The organism is Micromonospora sp. NPDC051006 (assembly GCF_044456245.1).
Taxonomy (GTDB): domain Bacteria; phylum Actinomycetota; class Actinomycetes; order Mycobacteriales; family Micromonosporaceae; genus Micromonospora.
The window spans coordinates 148969-166225 of the sequence record NZ_JBITFP010000010.1; the positions used below are offsets into that span (position 1 = coordinate 148969).

Annotated in this window: 20 protein-coding genes; 3 read left to right on the forward strand and 17 right to left on the reverse strand. The window is 75.4% G+C overall.

Features of this window, described 5'->3' with window-relative positions; genetic code table 11:
• Positions 1-8: 8 nt before the first annotated feature.
• Both ACIBBA_RS17960 and ACIBBA_RS17965 read right to left on the reverse strand, forming a co-directional pair.
• Positions 9-1313, reverse strand: coding sequence for a low temperature requirement protein A (locus ACIBBA_RS17960; protein WP_396698480.1), 1305 nt, complete (start codon positions 1311-1313; stop codon positions 9-11).
• Between the two features lie 61 nt (positions 1314-1374).
• On the reverse strand, positions 1375-2832 hold the full coding sequence (locus tag ACIBBA_RS17965) for a PLP-dependent aminotransferase family protein (protein ID WP_396698482.1): 1458 nt from the start codon (positions 2830-2832) through the stop codon (positions 1375-1377).
• A gap of 58 nt (positions 2833-2890) precedes the next feature.
• On the opposite strand from ACIBBA_RS17965, the gene ACIBBA_RS17970 reads away from it, so the two are divergent.
• Both ACIBBA_RS17970 and ACIBBA_RS17975 read left to right on the forward strand, forming a co-directional pair.
• Positions 2891-3544: a YitT family protein gene (locus tag ACIBBA_RS17970; protein WP_396698484.1), complete on the forward strand. Its 654-nt coding sequence runs from the start codon at positions 2891-2893 to the stop codon at positions 3542-3544.
• A 102-nt stretch (positions 3545-3646) separates the two neighbouring features.
• Positions 3647-4108 (forward strand): hypothetical protein, encoded by a 462-nt coding sequence (locus tag ACIBBA_RS17975; protein WP_350872472.1) that lies wholly within the window; start codon positions 3647-3649, stop codon positions 4106-4108.
• An 18-nt stretch (positions 4109-4126) separates the two neighbouring features.
• Here ACIBBA_RS17975 and hisF read toward each other — a convergent pair whose 3' ends face one another.
• The 14 genes from hisF to hisD form a co-directional block, all read right to left on the reverse strand.
• Positions 4127-4894, reverse strand: a complete 768-nt coding sequence (hisF, locus tag ACIBBA_RS17980) for an imidazole glycerol phosphate synthase subunit HisF (protein WP_396698486.1) — start codon at positions 4892-4894, stop codon at positions 4127-4129.
• Between the two features lie 125 nt (positions 4895-5019).
• Entirely contained in the window at positions 5020-6024 is a 1005-nt protein-coding gene (locus ACIBBA_RS17985; RefSeq protein WP_396698488.1) for an NADP-dependent oxidoreductase, read from the reverse strand.
• Complete coding sequence (locus ACIBBA_RS17990) at positions 6021-6446, reverse strand: organic hydroperoxide resistance protein (protein ID WP_396698490.1); 426 nt, start codon at positions 6444-6446, stop codon at positions 6021-6023. Before ACIBBA_RS17990 ends, ACIBBA_RS17985 begins: the two co-directional genes overlap by 4 nt.
• Positions 6447-6452: 6 nt before the next feature.
• Positions 6453-6899, reverse strand: a complete 447-nt coding sequence (locus ACIBBA_RS17995) for a MarR family winged helix-turn-helix transcriptional regulator (protein WP_396698492.1) — start codon at positions 6897-6899, stop codon at positions 6453-6455.
• A gap of 43 nt (positions 6900-6942) precedes the next feature.
• Positions 6943-7101 (reverse strand): hypothetical protein, encoded by a 159-nt coding sequence (locus ACIBBA_RS18000; RefSeq protein ID WP_396698494.1) that lies wholly within the window; start codon positions 7099-7101, stop codon positions 6943-6945.
• 154 nt (positions 7102-7255) lie between these two features.
• A complete protein-coding gene (locus ACIBBA_RS18005; protein ID WP_396698496.1) occupies positions 7256-10009 on the reverse strand; it encodes a LuxR C-terminal-related transcriptional regulator in 2754 nt (917 codons plus the stop codon).
• A gap of 90 nt (positions 10010-10099) precedes the next feature.
• Positions 10100-10489: a RidA family protein gene (locus ACIBBA_RS18010; RefSeq protein ID WP_396698498.1), complete on the reverse strand. Its 390-nt coding sequence runs from the start codon at positions 10487-10489 to the stop codon at positions 10100-10102.
• Complete coding sequence (gene priA / locus ACIBBA_RS18015; RefSeq protein ID WP_396698500.1) at positions 10486-11211, reverse strand: bifunctional 1-(5-phosphoribosyl)-5-((5-phosphoribosylamino)methylideneamino)imidazole-4-carboxamide isomerase/phosphoribosylanthranilate isomerase PriA; 726 nt, start codon at positions 11209-11211, stop codon at positions 10486-10488. Before priA ends, ACIBBA_RS18010 begins: the two co-directional genes overlap by 4 nt.
• Positions 11212-11225: 14 nt before the next feature.
• A complete protein-coding gene (locus ACIBBA_RS18020) occupies positions 11226-11549 on the reverse strand; it encodes a hypothetical protein (protein ID WP_396698502.1) in 324 nt (107 codons plus the stop codon).
• Positions 11550-11596: 47 nt separating this feature from the next.
• Positions 11597-12217, reverse strand: a complete 621-nt coding sequence (gene hisH, locus ACIBBA_RS18025) for an imidazole glycerol phosphate synthase subunit HisH (RefSeq protein ID WP_396698504.1) — start codon at positions 12215-12217, stop codon at positions 11597-11599.
• A gap of 22 nt (positions 12218-12239) precedes the next feature.
• Positions 12240-12413: a hypothetical protein gene (locus ACIBBA_RS18030; protein WP_350872451.1), complete on the reverse strand. Its 174-nt coding sequence runs from the start codon at positions 12411-12413 to the stop codon at positions 12240-12242.
• Positions 12413-13024 (reverse strand): imidazoleglycerol-phosphate dehydratase HisB, encoded by a 612-nt coding sequence (hisB, locus tag ACIBBA_RS18035; protein WP_396698506.1) that lies wholly within the window; start codon positions 13022-13024, stop codon positions 12413-12415. Before hisB ends, ACIBBA_RS18030 begins: the two co-directional genes overlap by 1 nt.
• 55 nt (positions 13025-13079) lie before the next feature.
• Positions 13080-14150, reverse strand: coding sequence for a histidinol-phosphate transaminase (locus ACIBBA_RS18040; RefSeq protein ID WP_396698508.1), 1071 nt, complete (start codon positions 14148-14150; stop codon positions 13080-13082).
• Positions 14147-15469: a histidinol dehydrogenase gene (gene hisD / locus ACIBBA_RS18045; protein ID WP_396698510.1), complete on the reverse strand. Its 1323-nt coding sequence runs from the start codon at positions 15467-15469 to the stop codon at positions 14147-14149. Before hisD ends, ACIBBA_RS18040 begins: the two co-directional genes overlap by 4 nt.
• Positions 15470-15634: 165 nt before the next feature.
• On the opposite strand from hisD, the gene ACIBBA_RS18050 reads away from it, so the two are divergent.
• Entirely contained in the window at positions 15635-16339 is a 705-nt protein-coding gene (locus tag ACIBBA_RS18050; RefSeq protein WP_350872443.1) for an LON peptidase substrate-binding domain-containing protein, read from the forward strand.
• Here the strand turns inward: ACIBBA_RS18050 and ACIBBA_RS18055 are convergent.
• Positions 16254-17120: a DUF2567 domain-containing protein gene (locus ACIBBA_RS18055; RefSeq protein WP_396698573.1), complete on the reverse strand. Its 867-nt coding sequence runs from the start codon at positions 17118-17120 to the stop codon at positions 16254-16256. The two genes, ACIBBA_RS18050 and ACIBBA_RS18055, sit on opposite strands and share 86 nt — an antisense overlap.
• Positions 17121-17257: the final 137 nt, after the last annotated feature.

The window sequence follows — 17257 nt, forward strand, 5'->3', positions numbered from 1 at the left end:
GTGCCGCGTCAGCGCAGCTCCGGCGCGGGTGAGCTGCCGGGTGCGGGACCGGCCCCGTGCTCGTCGAGGAAGCTGGTCCGCAGCGCGCGGCGCGCCTCGCCGAAGAGCCGGACCTCGACCACGACCATCCCGACGCAGACCGCGGCGAGCAGCCCGAGCGCGCCCAGCGCCGGCAGCCGGTCGGCTACCGGCACCAGGACCACCAGCACCGCCAGCGTCACCAGCCGGGGCAAGTTGACCGAGCCCAGGTTGCGCAGCCGGAAGCCGAGGTGGCCGAGCAGGTAGAGGATCACGCCGCCGTAGAGGGCCAGCAGGCCAAGGCCGTGCAGCGGGTCGGTCAGCTTGTGCTCGGTGCCGTCGCCGACGTACGCCAGGACCTTCTTGAAGCCCAGGGCCAGCAGGATGATGCCGGCCACCATCGGCAGGTGCAGATAGGTGTAGGAGTCGCGGCCGATGGCGGCGCGGGCAGCGCCCTCGGCCCGGTGCAGCACCCGCTCGGCCGCGATCGCCACCACGTCGAAGTAGGCCCACCAGAGCGCGGCGGTGATCGCGATGGCCAGCCCGGACGCGACGATGATCGGCCATGAGATGGGCAGCGCGGTGACCCCGACGCCGATGGCCACCAGCGATTCGCCGAGCGCGATGATGATGATCAGCCCGTGCCGTTCGGTCCAGTGTGCGGCGGAGAAGATCCGCCAACCCCGGGCGCCGATCGCCATGATGCCGACGTAGTCCACCGCGAGGGCGAACACCCAGAGCGCGGTCCGGATAGTGTTGACCTGCTCGGGTGAGTCGGCGATCCGTTGCGGCAGCAGCGCGGCCGAGAAGAGCAGCACCGCCCCGCCGAGCATCGGCAGGGCGGCGCGGAGCAGTTGGCGGCGCAGACCGCGATCGCCCCGGGCGGCGTACCAGTAGATCACCAGGTGCAGGACGCGGACCGTCAGATAGCAGGCGGCGAAGACGACCGGCCCGGAGAGCCCACCGGGCAGGTCGTCGAACGCCTCCGGGATGGTCACCGCGACCACGAACATGGTGGCCATCACGGCGAAGAGCACCAGCCGCACCGGCCCCTCGTCGGCGCGCACCGTGTTGCCCAGCCAGGCGTAGCAGCACCAGCACCACCAGAGCAGCGCGAGCACCAGCAGGCCGCGCAGGAGGCCCCGCCCGGTGAGGTCGTCGGCCATCAGCGCGGTCACCTGGGTGAGCGCGTAGACGAAGACCAGGTCGAAGAAGAGCTCCAGCGGGGTGACCGTGGAGCCCTCGGTCATCACCCGCATCCGCGACGCCCGTCGCGCCGTGCCGCTGTCCGCCACGGCGGTCAGTCTGACAGCCGGCTGACCCGGCCGTGGCCCTGCGACAGCCGCCGCGCCGGGGTCAGGCGATGACCGCGGGCTCCCGCCACTGCGGCCGGGCGGCCCGGTCCAGGTCGTAGCGGACGGTCGCGATCCGGTCGACCGCCTCCACCAGCTCCCCCGCCGGCAGCGTGAAGGGCAGCCGCAGGAACCGCTCCAGCGTCCCGTCCAGCCCGAACCGGGGACCGGGCGCGAGCCGTACGCCGACCTCCTCGGCGGCCCGGGCCAGCGCGCTGGAGATCGGCCCGTCCAGCTCCGCCCAGAGCGTCACCCCGCCGCGCGGCACGGTGACCCGCCAGTCCGGCAACCGATCGGCGAGGGCGCCGAGCAGGGCGTCGCGCTGCGCGGCGAGCTGCGCCCGGCGGGCCGCCACGATCGCCGGCCCGTCGGCCAGCAGGTGCACCGCGACCAACTGGTCCAGCACCGGGCTGGCCATGTCCACCCCGACCCGGGCCGCGGCGAGGCGCTGCACCTGCGGGGCGGAGGCGCGTACCCAGCCGATCCGCAGGCCGCCCCAGTAGGGCTTGCTCATCCCGCCGATGGAGATCACCCGGGAGTGCCGGTCGAAGGTCGCCGTCGGTGGGGGCAGCTCGGTGCCATCCAGCGGCAGCTCCACGAAGGACTCGTCGACCACCAGGTCGGTGCCGGCGGCGTGGGCCGCGGCCACCACGCGCTCGCGCAGGTCGGTCGGCATCAGGTGGCCGGTGGGGTTGTGGAACTCCGGGATCAGGTACGCCAGCTTCGGCCGAGTCTGCCGCAGGCTGCCGAGCAGCAGGTCGGCGTCCCAGCCGGCGCCGTCCGCGGCCAATCCGTGGGTGGCGATCCGGGCCCGCCGGGCGGCCAGCGCGGCCAGCGCGTTCGGATAGGTCGGCGACTCCACCAGGACGCTGGCGCCCGGCGCGAGGGCGAGCCGCAGCACCAGGTCGAGGGCGTGCTGGGTGCCGCTGGTGACCATGATCTGCTCGGCCGAGGTGGGCAGGCCCCGCTCGGTGTACGCGGCGGCCACCGCCTCGCGCAGCTCGACGATCCCGGTCGGGTGGTAGCCGGCGCCGCAGAGATAGCGGGGCAGGTCCTCGGCGGCGGCGCGGGCGGCCGGCACCAGCTGCGGCGGGGCGGCCAGCGCGGCGCAGCCGAGGTCGATCATGTCCAGGTCGTCCTGCGGGGTCCAGAGCCCGGAGCTGGCCACCCGGTGGTTGCCGGGCAGCATGGTCCAGCTGCCGGCGCCACGGCGGCTGGCGAGGTGACCGGTCTCGCGCAGCTGCCGGTAGGCGGCGGTCACCGTGGTCCGGCTGATCCGCAGCGCCTCGGCCAGCTCCCGTTCGGCGGGCAGCCGGACGCCCAGCGGCAGCCGGCCGTCGGCGAGCAGCCCGCGGACCGCGCCGGCGAGCGCGGCGTAGTCGGGGCTGCGTCGGCGGCCGGGAAGGGCGTGCCACTGCCCGAGCAGCCGAGCCAATTGGACGCCCCGTACCTGACTCGTCATGGCCACTCCTGCGAGATTGGCTCTATCGCTCGGCGAATTGGCCCCTAGGTTGGCATGTATGGCAGCGATTGGCAATCTGCGGCACCGGCCGGCGCGACGGCTGACCCAGCTCTACCTGGGCCTGGGTCTCTACGGGGTGTCCATGGCCCTGATGATCCGCTCCGGGCTGGGCCTCGACCCGTGGGACGTGTTCCACCAGGGGCTGTCCCGGCTCACCGGGCTCTCGTTCGGCACGGTGACCATCGCGGTCGGCGCCCTCGTCCTGCTGCTCTGGATTCCGCTGCGACAGCGCCCCGGGCTCGGCACGGTCAGCAACGTGGTGGTGATCGGTCTGGTGGTGGACGCCACGCTGGCCCTGCTGCCGGCGGGCGGTCCGCTCTGGGTCCGGATCGGACTGCTGGTCACCGGGATCGTGGCCAACGGCGCGGCCACCGGGCTCTACCTGGGTGCCCGGCTCGGCCCCGGACCGCGCGACGGGCTGATGACCGGCTACGTCGCCCGCCGACCGGGCCGTTCGATCCGCTTGGTCCGGACCGTGATCGAGGTCACCGTGCTGGCGCTGGGGTGGCTGCTCGGCGGCACCGTCGGGCTCGGCACGGTCGCCTACGCGCTCAGCATCGGCCCGCTGGCACAGCTGTTCATCCCGATGTTCGCCGTGGCCGAGCCGGAGGTCGACACCGCCGGGCCGGTGGCCGCGCAACCGGCGGGCTGAGAAGCCACGCAGCGTTCGGCGAGGGGCACACCGGGCTGCTGCCGGCGGGGTCGGGGGTGGCCGGGTGTTCCCTTCCGCGACACGCGCCTGCATCATCTCTGCATGGGGGAGAGCGGATGGCGCCGGAGCGATGCCTGGATCTTCGTGTCGTTGGTCATCGCGAGCGGCGCCGGGCGGCACCGCCGGGCCGCGGCCAGCCGGCGACCCGAGGGCGTACGCCTGGCCGACGTGCTCTCCACCGCCGATCACCTCAACCAGTCGATTCCCGAACGGCACGAGGTCGAGGCGGCGATCCAGCGGTTGGCCGGGGCCGGGTTGGTGAGCGTCAGCGACGGCTGGTTCCGGATCACCGCCGAGGGTGAGCGGCTCTGGCGCAGCCGGCCGAGCGCCGGACTGGCGACCACCGTGGACACCGTGCAGGGGGTGTTGAGCCGGCGGCACGCACCGGGCAGTGCCGAGTGGACGCTCGACGAGGCCGACCACGCGGCGGCCGTGCAGGAGTACGTGGTCCGCTCGATCCCCACCCCGCGGCGCTCGCCGGAGGGACACTCCGGGCGGGACTGAGCCGCCCGGGGCCGGCGGTCAGCGGACGGGCTGGCCGTCCCGGCGCAGCGCGTCCTTGACCTCGGCGACGGTCAACTCACCGAAGTGGAAGACACTGGCGGCGAGCACCGCGTCGGCCCCGGCGGCGATCGCCGGCGGAAAGTGGGCCACCTCGCCGGCGCCGCCACTGGCCACCACCGGCACGTCCACCACCCGGCGCACCGCGCCGATCAGCTCCAGGTCGAAGCCGGCCTTGGTGCCGTCGGCGTCCATCGAGTTGAGCAGCAGCTCCCCGGCGCCCAACTCGGCGCCGCGGCGGGCCCACTCGACCGCGTCCAGCCCGGTGCCCCGCCGGCCGCCGTGCGTGGTCAGCTCGAAGCCGCTCGGGGTGGCGCCGGCCGGCGCACGCCGCACGTCGAGCGAGAGCACCAGCACCTGCCGGCCGAACCGGTCGGCGATCTCGGCGATCAGCTCCGGGCGGGCGATCGCGGCGGTGTTCACCCCGACCTTGTCCGCCCCGGCCCGCAGCAGGGTGTCGACGTCGGCGACCTGGCGTACCCCGCCGCCGACGGTGAGTGGGATGAAGACCGACTCGGCGGTGCGCCGCACCACGTCGAGCATCGTGCCGCGGTCGCTGCTGGAGGCGGTGACGTCGAGGAAGGTCAACTCGTCCGCGCCGGCCCGGTCGTAGGCCGCGGCCAGCTCCACCGGGTCGCCGGCGTCGCGCAGGTCGAGGAAGTTGACGCCCTTGACCACCCGTCCGGCGTCCACGTCCAGACAGGGGATGACCCGTACCGCCACCGTCATGCCCCGACCCTATCCCGCCCGCCGCCCCGGCCCGTCGATCATGGAGTTGTGGTGCCGGATCCGGGGCGGTTTGCCACCTTCATCCCCCACCACAACTGCATGATCGACGTTTACGAACGGGCCGGTCAGAGGCGGACCAGCATCTTGCCCAGGTTCTCGCCGCGCAGCAGGCCGAGGAAGGCCGCCGGGGCGTTCTCGATGCCGTCGACGGTGGTCTCGTCGTAGGAGACCCGGCCCTCGCGCAGCCAGCCGGACATCTCCTGGACGAACTGCTCGCGCAGCGAGCCGTGGTCGCCCACCAGGAAACCGCGCAGGGTGAGCCGCTTGCCGATGAGCAGCGCCAGGTTGCGCGGCGCGGCTGGCGGGGCGGTGTCGTTGTACTGGGCGATCATCCCGCAGATCGCCGCCCGGCCGTGCAGGCGCATGGCCGAGATCGCCGCCTCCAGGTGGTCGCCGCCCACGTTGTCGAAGTAGACGTCGATGCCCTCCGGTGCGGCGGCCTTCAGCGAGTCGCGGACCGGGCCGTCGTGGTAGTCGAACGCGGCGTCGAAGCCGAGCGCCCGCAGCCGCTCGACCTTCGCCGCCGAGCCGGCGCTGCCGACCACCCGGGCGGCGCCCTTGAGCTTGGCGATCTGCCCGACCAGGCTGCCCACCGCGCCCGCGGCGGCCGAGACGAAGACCGTCTCGCCCGGCCGCATCCCGGCCACCTCCAGCAGCCCGGCGTACGCGGTCAGCCCGGTCATCCCGAGCACGCTGAGGTAGGCGCTCAGCGGTGCCAGCTCCGGATCGACGGTCCGGGCGGACCTGGCGTCGACCAGCGCGTACTCCCGCCAGCCCAGCCCGTGCAGCACCACGTCTCCGGGGCTGAACCCGTCGGCCTCGCTGGCCACCACCTCGCCGAGCGCGCCGCCGTCGAGCGGCGCGTCGAGCGCGAACGGCGGCACGTACGACTTGACGTCGTTCATCCGTCCGCGCATGTACGGATCGACGGACATGAAGCGGTTGCGGACCAGGAGCTGGCCCGGCCCGGGCTTCGGCACCTCCGTCTCGACCAGCCGGAAGTTCTCCGCCGTCGGCCAGCCGTCCGGCCGGGCGGCCAGGTGGATCTCCCGGTTCACCGGCCCGCTCACGCCGCCGCCCGGACGGTGAGCGCGACGTCGATGTTGCCGCGGGTCGCGTTGGAGTAGGGGCAGACCTGGTGCGCCTGCTCCACCAACTGCTCGGCGGTGGCGCGCTCGACGGTGGGCAGGTCGACCACGAGCGTCACGGTCAGCCCGAAGCCGCCGGCGCCGTTCGGGCCGATGCCCACCTCCGCCTCGACGACCGAGCCGGTCACGTCGGCCTTGGCCCGCCGGGCGACCAGCCGCAGGGCACCGTGGAAACAGGCCGCGTAACCGGCGGCGAAGAGCTGCTCGGGGTTGGCCGCGCCGCCGGCGCCGCCCATCTCCTTCGGCACCGCGAGGTCGAGGTCGAAGGTGCCGTCGGAGGTGGCGACCTGGCCGTCGCGGCCGTCACCGGTGGCCCGGGCGGAGGCGGTGTAGAGAACCTGCATGAGGGGTCAGCGCTCCTTCTGTCGGTGGATGGTCTCGGTGACCTGGTTGAGGGTGTCGCGCAGGGCGACCAGCTCCGGCACGGAGAGCCCGGTTGCCCGGGCGATCCGCGCCGGCACGTCGGCCACCCGCTGCCGCAGGGCTCGACCGGCGTCGGTCAGCCCGACCTCGACCCGCCGCTCGTCATCGGCCGCGCGTTGCCGGACCACCAGCCCGGCACCCGCCAGCCGCTTGAGCAGCGGCGAGAGGGTGCCGGAGTCCAGCCGCAGCGCGGCGCCGAGCTCGGAGACGGTGGTGGTGTCGCCGTCGCGCTCCCAGAGCACCAGCAGCACCAGGTACTGCGGGTAGGTCAGCCCGACGGGGTCGAGGATGCCGCGGTAGACGTCGGTCATGGCACGCGACGCGGCGTAGAGCGCGAAGCACACCTGCCCCCGCAGCACCAGGTCATCGGTCACCCGGGAAAGGTATCGCACAACTAAGTTGTGCACAACCTAATGGTCACGCCGGCGACGGCGGGCTGCCCTGCGGCGCGTAGATCCACTCGGCCGGACCGAGCCGGTCCACCCGCCAGCCCGCCGCCGCGGCCGCCGCGGCCACCGTCTCCGCGTCCGGCCCCTCGACCAGGGCCAGCACTACCTCGTCGGCCGGGATGCGCACCGCGCCACGCAGCCGGGTGATCGCGGTGTCCAGCCCCTCGACCAGCCCGTCGGCCCACTCCCCCGCAACGCGGTCGTAGCGTTCGAGGACGAAGAGTCGCGGGGCCAGGCGTCGACGCTAGGTCGGCCCGACGGCGGGGTAATCGGGTGTTTCCCTACCCGTCGACACCCGCGCCGCGGGCCATCACGGCGCCCAGCTCGGCCCGGCTGGCCACCCCGAGCTTGCGGTAGACCCGAGCCAGGTTGGCCTCGACCGTCTTCGGGCTGATGAAGAGCGTGTCGGCGATGGACCGGTTGGTCCCACCGGCCGCGGCGAGCCGAGCCACCTCCAGCTCGGTGCCGGTCAACTGCGCAGGGGCGGCGGAACGGCCGCCGGTGCGCTCCGCCTCGGCGCGGGCCCGGGCCGCCAGCGCCGCCGCGCCGAGCGCGTCGAACTCCGCCGCGGCCGCGCTCAGCGCCGCCCGGGCCGCCCGCCGCCGCCGGGCCCGCCGGTGCGCGACGCCGGCCACCAGCAGACAACGGGCCCGGTCCAGGGGCAGCACGTCGGGAGGCACCGTGGCCCGGGCGGCGGCCAGCTCGGCCAGCGCGTCGGAGGCGTCCCGACCCAGCGCCCCGGCCAGCAGCACCCGGCTGCGGGCCAGCCCCAGGGTGGTCCACGGCCGGGCGAGCCGCCGGTGCCGCACGGTCAGCCGCTCCAGCACCGCCTCGGCGGTGGCCAGGTCACCGGCCCCGACGCAGGCCTCCAGCCAGTCCGGCTCGAAGCGCTGGGCGAGCGGCTCGACGAGGCCCATCTCGTCCACGATGGCGGCCAGCTCGCCGTAGTGCCGGGCGGCCTCCGGCAGCCGTCCACCGGTCAACGCCGCAAATCCGGCCAGCTGCGCGTGGATCCGCCGCCGCCAACGGTCGTCCAGCTCGGCGGCCCGACGCAGCCCCTCCTCGGCGACCGCGCTCGCCTCGGTCAGCCGCCCCCGGTACGCCAGCAGCAGTCCCTCCATCCAGGCCACACCGGCCAGGTCGGCGCCGTACTGCTCACCCAGCTCACGGGCCGCGGCGAGGTGCCCGGCGGCGTCCGCCCAGCGCCCGGCGAGCAGCTCCGTCTCACCCAGGTGGCACAGCAGCTCGTGCTGCGACGGTTCATCGCCCCGGGCGGCCGCCCGATCCAGCATCCGGTGCAGACGCTCCCGGGCCCGGCCGTGCTCGTCGAGCGACTTCCACCAGATGGCAGGGACGGTCCCGGCCAGCCAGGACGGCTCCTCCCCCTCCTGCGCCAGCGCCTGCTCCAGCAGCTCGGTACGGGCCGGCAGCCCGGCGCGCACCTCGTTGAGCAGCAGCAACAGCAACGCCGCGGCGTGCACCGGGCGGTCGTCCGGGCTCTCCGCCAGCAGCGCGGCCGCCCGCTCCGCGTGCCGGCGGGCCGGGTCCGGGGCGTCCCGGAACACGGCGAGATGGGCGTGCACCCGCCCGGCCAGCGTCGAGCCGGCCGGGACGACGGCCAGGGCCCGTTCGGCGGCGCTCTCGGCGGCCTCGCCCGGCTCGTCGGAGCTCCACGCGACGACCGCCCGCAGCAGCAGCGCCTCGGCCCGTGCCGGACCGGTCAACTGCTCGGCCGCCAGCTCGGCGGTCGCCTTCGCGGCCGGATAGTCGCCGCTGTCGAACCGGCACTGCACGGCGGCCAGCCGCCATCGCGCGTGCTCGGCGGCCTCCGGCGGGGTGAGCCGGGCCGCGGCGTCGTACAGCCCGGCTGCGGTCTCCGGCGCACCCCGCTGCCGCTGCCGTTCGGCCGTCGCCGCGATCTCCGCCGCCGCCGCGGGGTCGGGCGCGGACGCGCAGCGGGCCAGCTGGCGGGCCCGCTCGTCCGGATCCCCGGCGGTGTCGGCGAGCAGCCGGTGCAGCCGGTGACGCACCCCCGGCGGCACCTCGGCCCGGACGGCGGCGGCATAGACCGGATGGGTGAAGCCGACCAGCTCCCCGGTGACCGCGACCAGGCCGGCCTCCTCCGCCGCGTCGAGGTCGGCCGCCGCCACCCCGGCCCGAGCCAGCCCGGCCAGCGTGGGCAGGCCGGAGAGCGCGGCGAGGCGGATCGCCTGCCGGGTCGGCGGCGGCAGGGTCGCCACCCGCTCGGCGACCAGCTGCCGCAGCGACGGCGCGGCCGGCAGGTCGGCGCCCGGCGCCGGCAACCGCGGCATCCGCAGCACCGCCCGGGCCAGCTCCACGGCGAGCAGCGGGTTCCCCCCGGACTCCGCGGCGATCCGGATCAACAGCGGCCGGGGCAGCACCTTCCCGGTCTCCGCCCGCAGCACGTGGTGCAGCGCCCCCACGCCGAGCGGGCCGAGCGCCACCCGCTCCAGACGACCGCCGGTGGGCCGCTGATCCAGCCCGAGCGGGGCCGGCGCCGCGCCCGGCCGGTCGGCGCGCGCGGTCACCAGCACGGCGACCCGCGGTGCCACCCGGCGCAGCGCGAACCGCAACGCGCGCTCGCTCGGCGGATCCAGCCACGGTGCGTCGTCGACCGCCACCAGCACCCGGGGCCAGGCCGGGTCGGCGGCCGCGACGTCGAGCAGCGCCCCGGTGGCCACGCCCACGGCGCGTTCGTCGACCGGCCCGGTCACCTCGCCGGTCAGCAGCACCCCGGCCAGCGCCGCGCGCTGCGGCGGCGACAACGCCGGCATCCGGTCGGCAAGCGGTGCCAGCACATCGGCGAGCGCCGCGAACGGCAGCGCCCGCTCGGCCTCGGTCGGAGCGCAGCGCAGCGTCAGCCAGCCGTCGCCGGTGGCAGCGTCCAGCAGCGACCGGAGCACCACCGTCTTGCCGATCCCGGCCGGGCCCTCCACGAGCACCTGCCGGCCCTCGGCCAGCGACCGGCGGGCGACCCCGACCACGCTGTCGCGACCGACGGCCGTCCCGCTCACCCGGTCAGTCTGGCAGCGCCCGTCGAGCCGGTCGAGGACCGTACGGGCAGGCCGGGGCGCGTCGTCCGGACCGGGTTCGCGGCGGCCCGGTCAGCGGTCGCCGAGGTACGCCTCCAGCTCCACCTCGACCAGGTGCTCCGGATCCAGCAGACCGGCCACCACCACCAGGGTCGCCGCCGGGCGGACCGCCCCGAAGACCGCGTTGTGCGCCCGGCCCACCTCGTCGGCGTGGCCGCGGTCGGTCACGTACATCCGGCTGCGGACCACGTCGCCCGGCTGCGCGCCGACCTCGGCTAGCGCGTCCAGGGCGATCCGCAGCGCCTGCGCGGTCTGCGCCGCGGCGTCCCCGACGTGGGCCACCTGACCGTCCACCGTGGAGGTGCAGCCGGCGGTCCAGGCCAGCTCGCCGGCGCGGACCACCCGCGCGTAGCCGTAGGTGGCCTCCCACGGGCCGCCCGAGCCGAGCCGGGTGACCGTCACGCGGCGGCCAGCGTGTCGAGCGCCTGCCGCACCGTGAAGGCGCCCGCGTAGAGCGCCTTGCCGGTGATCACGCCCTCCACCCCGAGCGGTTCCAGGCTGGCCAGGGCCCGCAGGTCGTCCAGGGTGGAGACGCCGCCGGAGGCGATCACCGGCGCGTCGGTACGGGCGCACACCTCGCGCAGCAGGTCCAGGTTGGGCCCGCGCATGGTGCCGTCCTTGGTGATGTCGGTGACCACGTAACGGGCGCTGCCCGCCTTGTCCAGCCGCTCCAGCACCTCGAACAGGTCGCCGCCCTCGCGGGTCCAGCCCCGGGCGGCGAGGGTACGGCCGCGCACGTCCAGCCCGATCGCCACCCGGTCGCCGTACTCCCCGACCACCCGGTCGCACCAGACCGGGTCCTCCAGGGCGGCGGTGCCGATGTTGACCCGGGCCGCCCCGGTGCCGAGCGCCGCGAGCAGCGACTCGTCGTCGCGGATGCCGCCGGAGAGCTCCACCTTGACGTCGAGCTGGCGGACGACCTCGGCGAGCAGGTGGGCGTTGGTGCCCCGGCCGAACGCGGCGTCCAGGTCGACCAGGTGGATCCACTGGGCGCCGTCGCGCTGAAAGGCCAGCGCCGCGTCGATCGGATCTCCGTAGCTGGTCTCGCTGCCGGCGGCGCCCTGCACGAGCCGGACGGCCTGGCCGTCGGCGACGTCCACGGCAGGCAACAGGGTGAGGCTCAACGTCTTCTCCTCGGTCAGGTACGACGGTCCAGGGCGATCACGACGATCGCCGGCAGTACGAGCAGCAGCAGCACGACCAGCGCGAGGCGGAGCGCCAGGTCGTCCACGAACGACCAGATCAGGATCAGCGCAGCCGCGGTGAGCAGCACGATCGCGGCCCGTTCGGCGCGACTGTGCCGGGCCAGCCGGCCCGCGCTGCCACGACGCAGCCGGGGCGTGATCCGGCGGAGCACCGCCCGGCGGCGTTCCCGGCGGGCCACCCGACGCTGGCGCGCGGCGCGCTCCCGGGCCAGTACGGCTTCGCGTGCCTCCCGGCGCCGGGCCCGTTCCTTGCTCACGCCGCCCCCCGCCCGGCCGCGGCCACCGACGACTCAATCACCGGCGATCACAGCGCGGCCAGCCAGTTGCGCAGCAGCGCGGCACCGGTGTCGGCCGACTTCTCCGGGTGGAACTGGGCGGCGGAGAGCGGGCCGCGTTCGACCGCGGCCACGAAGTCCGCCCCGTGGTGGGCGGTGGTGACCGTGGCGCCGGCCGCGGTCAGCGCACCCGGGTCGCCCACCCCGTAGGAGTGCACGAAGTAGAACCGGCTGTCGACGGGCAGGCCGGCGAAGAGCACCGACGACTCGGGCGCCCGGACGGTGTTCCAACCCATGTGCGGCAGCCGGGGTGCGCTCAGCTTCGTGACGCCGCCGGGCAGCAGGCCGAGCCCCTTGGTCACCACCCCGTGCTCGTCGCCGTGCTCGAAGAGCACCTGCATGCCGACGCAGATGCCGAGCACCGGACGGCCGGCGGCCACCCGGTCGGCGATCATCGGGCCGGCGCCGAGCGCCTCGATCCCGGCCATGCACGCCGCGAACGCGCCCACGCCCGGCACCACCAGGCCGTCGGCGGCGGCCGCGGCCGACAGGTCGTCCGTCACCCGTACGCTCGCGCCGGCGGCCGCGAGCGCGCGTTCGGCCGACCGCAGGTTGCCCGAGCCGTAGTCGAGCACCACCACGTCGCTCACGCCGCCGCCTCCCTCCGGTCGCTCACTGGCCCTCCCCGGGCAGCAGCCACAGCACCCCACCGACGGTGGCCAGCACCGCGAGCAGCGCGGTGAGCAGCACCGCGCCGCGCGGGGCGCCCTGGCGGTGCAGCGACCAGACGCCGCCCACCAGCACCCCGGCCAGGATCAGCAGCAGAACCGGCAGCGCCGCGCTCATCACAATGCTCCCTTCGTGCTGGGCACCGCGCCGGCCGACCGCGCATCGATCGCGACGGCCTCACGCAGCGCCCGGGCGACCGCCTTGAACTGCGCCTCCACCACGTGGTGCGCGTCCGGGTGGCCACCCGGCCGGGCCGCCCGCAGCACGTCGACGTGCAGGGTGATCCGGGCCGCCTGACCGAACGACTCGAAGATGTGCCGGGTCATGCTGGTCGGGTAGACCGGCCCGATGTACGGAGCCAGCGGCGGCTCGTCGTGCAGCACGTACGGCCGGCCGGAGAGGTCGACCGCGGCCCGGACCAGCACCTCGTCCATCGGCACGGTGGCCGACCCGTACCGCCGGATGCCGGCCTTGTCACCCAGTGCCTGGTCGAGGGCGGCGCCCAGGGCGAGCGCGGTGTCCTCCATCGTGTGATGCGCGTCGATCTCCAGGTCACCGACGGTGCGCACGGTCAGGTCGACCCCGCCGTGCCGGGCGATCTGGTTCAGCATGTGGTCGTAGAAGCCGACCCCTGTGCTGATCTCCGCGGCGCCGGTGCCGTCGAGGTCGATCTCGACGAGGACCTTGGTCTCCTTGGTGATCCGCTCGATCCGGGCGGTCCGGCTCATCGCTCGCCTTTCAGTGGTGACTGCGGGGCTGGCACACGCGCAGGGCGCCCGGCCATCAGAGCTTCTCCATCGCCGACAGGAAGGCGTCGGTCTCGGTGGGGGTGCCCGCGGTGACCCGCAGCCACCCGGGCAGGCCGACGTCGCGCACCAGCACGCCCCGCTCCAGCAGGGCCCGCCAGGCGGCGGCCTGGTCGCCACCGACCTCGAAGAGTACGAAATTGGCGTCACTGTCGGCGACCCGCACGCCGCGGCCGCGCAGCTCGGCGACGATCCGGTCGCGCTGGGCCATGATCGCGGCGACCGTGCCGAGCAGGGCGTCGCGGTGGGCCAGCGCCGCCCGGGCGGCGGCCTGGGTGAGCGCCGAGAGGTGGTACGGCAACCGGACCAGCTGCACCGCCTGCACCACCGCCGGGTCGGCGGCGAGGTAGCCCAACCGCCCACCGGCGAAGCCGAACGCCTTGCTCATCGTCCGGGTCACCACCAGCCGGGGGTGCCCGGGCAGCACCGCGAGCGCGCTCACCGTGCCGGGCCGGGCGAACTCGGCGTACGCCTCGTCCACCACCACCATGCCCGGCGCCGCGTCGAGCACCGCGGCCACCACGGCCGGGTCCAGCGCGGTGCCGGTGGGATTGTTCGGCGAGCAGAGGAAGACCACGTCCGGCCGGTGCTCGCGGACCTGGGCCACCGCCTCGTCGGCGGTCAGCCCGAAGTCGACGCCGCGCCGGGCGGGCACCCACCGGGTGCCGGTGCCGAGGGCCAGCAGCGGGTGCATCGAGTACGCCGGCGTGAAGCCGAGCGCGCTGCGTCCCGGCCCGCCGAACGCCTGGAGCAGCTGCTGCTGGATCTCGTTGGAGCCGTTCGCCGCCCAGAGGTGGTCGACGGTGAGTCCGTGCCCGAGGTAGCCGGCCAGGTCGGCACGGAGCGCGACCGCGTCCCGGTCGGGGTAGCGGTTGAGGTCGCGCAGCTCGGCGGCGAGGGCCTTGCCGATCGCCTCCGCCACCGCCTCCGGCACCGGGTAGGAGTTCTCGTTGGTGTTCAGCCGCACCGGCACGTCCAGCTGCGGCGCCCCGTACGGCGACAGCCCGCGCAGGTCGTCGCGGAGCGGCAGATCGTCCAGCGTGGTCATGCCGAGCCCCCGGCGAAGCGGGCGCTGACAGCCTGGCCGTGCGCCGGCAGGTCCTCCACCGTGGCCAGGGTGACCACGTGCGGAGCCACCTCGCGCAGCGCCTGAGACGTGTATTCGACCAGGTGGATGCCGCGCAGGAAGGACTGCACGGAGAGCCCGGAGGAGTGTCGGGCGCAGCCGCCGGTGGGCAGCACGTGGTTGGAGCCGGCGCAGTAGTCGCCGAGCGACACCGGCGACCAGGCGCCGACGAAGATGGCGCCGGCGTTGCGCACCCGCAGCGCCCAATCCCGGGCGTCCCGGGTCTGGATCTCCAGGTGCTCGGCGGCGTACGCGTCGACCACCCGCAGCCCGGCGTCGAGGTCGTCGACCAGCACCACGCCGCTCTGCTCGCCGGTCAGCGCGGTGGTGACCCGCTCGGCGTGCTTGGTCGCCGGCACCTGCCGAGCCAGCTCGCGCTCCACCGCCTCGACCAGCTCGACCGAGGGGGTGACCAGGACACTCGCGGCGAGGGGGTCGTGCTCGGCCTGGCTGATCAGGTCGGCCGCCACGTGCACCGGGTCGGCGGTGTCGTCGGCCAGGATGGCGATCTCGGTCGGGCCGGCCTCGGCGTCGATGCCCACCACGCCGCGCAGCAGCCGCTTCGCCGCGGTGACCCAGATGTTGCCCGGGCCGGTGATCATGTCGACCGGCGTGCAGTGCGCCTCGCCGGCCGCGTCGACCGCCGCCCCGTACGCGAGCATCGCCACCGCCTGGGCGCCACCGACGGCGTAGACCTCGTCGACGCCGAGCAGCGCGCACGCGGCGAGCACCCGCGGGTCGGGCAGGCCGCCGTTGTCCTTCTGCGGCGGGCTCACCACCACCAGCGAGTGGACCCCGGCCGCCTGGGCCGGCACCACGTTCATCACCACGGTCGACGGGTACATGGCCAGGCCGCCCGGGACGTAGAGCCCGACCCGGTCGACCGGCACCCAGCGCTCGGTCACCGTGCCGCCGGGCACCACCTGGGTGGTGTGGTCGGTACGCCGCTGGTCGGCGTGCACCCGGCGGGCCCGGCTGATGGACTCCAGCAGCGCGGCCCGGACCTCCGGGTCGAGGGTCCCCTCCGCGGCGGCGATCGTCTCGACGGGCACCCGCAGCACCTCGGGGCAGACCCCGTCGAACCGCTCACTCGCCTCCCGGATCGCCGGGTAGCCATGCTCCCGGACCGCCTCCACGACGGGCCGGATCCGCTCGACGGCCACGGAGACGTCGAGCTGGGCACGGGGCAGCAGGCGGCGCGGGTCACGAAGACCACCGCGCAGGTCGATCCGATTCAACACCCTTGCGAGTCTAGGCGGCCGGGCCGGGGCGGGCCGGGACCGCCCGTACCACGGGACGGTGAGCCGGGACACCCGCATCCCACCGCAGCGGTCCGGGGACGCCCGGCCGGCGCGACGGTGGGCCGGGACCCGCCGCCGGATCCGGATCCGGCTAGGCTCGACGGCGTGACTGCGCGGCTGCCGGTGTTCCCCCTCGCAACGGTGCTCTTTCCCGGGTTGGTACTGCCGCTGCACATCTTCGAGGAGCGTTACCGCGCCCTGGTCCGACACCTGGTCGGGCTCCCCGAGGGTGCCCCGCGCGAGTTCGGCGTGGTCGCCATCCAGGCCGGCTGGGAGGTCGCCCCGGCCGGGCCCGGCGCCCGGCCGACGCCGGCCGGCGGCGACGTGACGCTGCACGAGGTGGGCTGCACCGCCGAGCTGCGGCAGGTCACCGAGTTGGCCGACGGCGGCTTCGACATCGTGACCGTCGGGCGACGGCGGTTCCGGATCGCCGACGTCGACGAGAAGTCCGCGCCCTACCTGACGGCCGACGTGGAGTGGCTGCCCGAGCCGGGCGGCCCGGACGAGGTCGCCGACCTGCTGGCCGCCCGGGTGATCGCGGTGTTCCGGCAGTACCTCGGTCTGATCCGGGCCGACCCCGAGGAGATCTCCGAGCAGCTGCCGGAGGATCCGACCGTACTGTCCCACCTGGTCGCCGCGACGGCGGCGCTGACCGTCGACGACCGGCAGCGGCTGCTCGCCATCGACGACACCGCGGCCCGGCTCCGGGCCGAGTTGCGGCTGCTCAACCGCGAGGCGGCTCTGCTGCGCCAGGTGCGGGCGGTTCCGGTGCCGCTGGCGGAGTTGGCGTCGCCGCCGACACCCAACTGAGGTCGGCGGCGTCGGGCTCCGGGCGCAGCGACGGCCACCGGGACCAGCCGGCCAGCAGGGTGTACGTGATGGCGGCGCCGAACGCGGGCAGCAGCAGGTTGCCGTGCGGCACCGGCAGCACCCCGAGCACCCAGTCGATCCCACCGGCCCGCAGGTCGGACGGCTTGCCGAAGCCCTGCCCCTCCGGCGCGCTGGCCAGCAGTTGGTCGAAGCGGGACAGCCCGATCCGCCGCCCCAGCTGCCAGGCCACCAGCCCGGCGGCGAAGGCGCCGAGCACGGCGGCGACCAGCCCGACCGGGCCGCGCCGCCGGCGCAGCAGGAACCAGAGGGCGAGCGCGGCCAGCACCCCGAAGCCGAGGCCGAGCAGGCTGAACCAGCCGTCCGCCGCGATCGGCTGCTCCGGTTGCGGCTGGGCGTAGACCGCGCCCTCGGCGGTCTTGATCACGGGAGTGTCCGGAGCGACGGCCGCCCAGAGCAGGCCGAGCGGCGCGCCGAGCACGGCCAGCGCCAGGCCGGCCCCGACGGCGAGCACCGCGGCCCGTCGCCGCGACCCGGTCTCCGCCGTCGGCGTGCGGTCGGCCGGGTAGGCCCAGGCGGGCGGTCCGGCCTCCGGACCGCCCCAACCGGCCTCGGCGCCGGGCGGCGAGACCAGCGGACCGGCCTGAACATTGGGCGGACCGGCCTGCGCACCGGGCGGCGTGGCCTGCGGGTCGGGCCTATCGGCCTGCGGGTCGGGCGGCGTCGGCTCCGCACCGGGCCGGGTGGCCTGCGGACCCGGCAGACCAGCCTGCGGTCCCGGCGTGGCCTGCGGCCCGGGCGGGGGGTCCGCCGGGGCGGATTCGTGGGCGGGCGGGGTGGCGCGGTCGGCCTCGCCGGGCTGGGCGGCGGACCGGTCGGGGTCGGGGGTGTCCGGGCTCA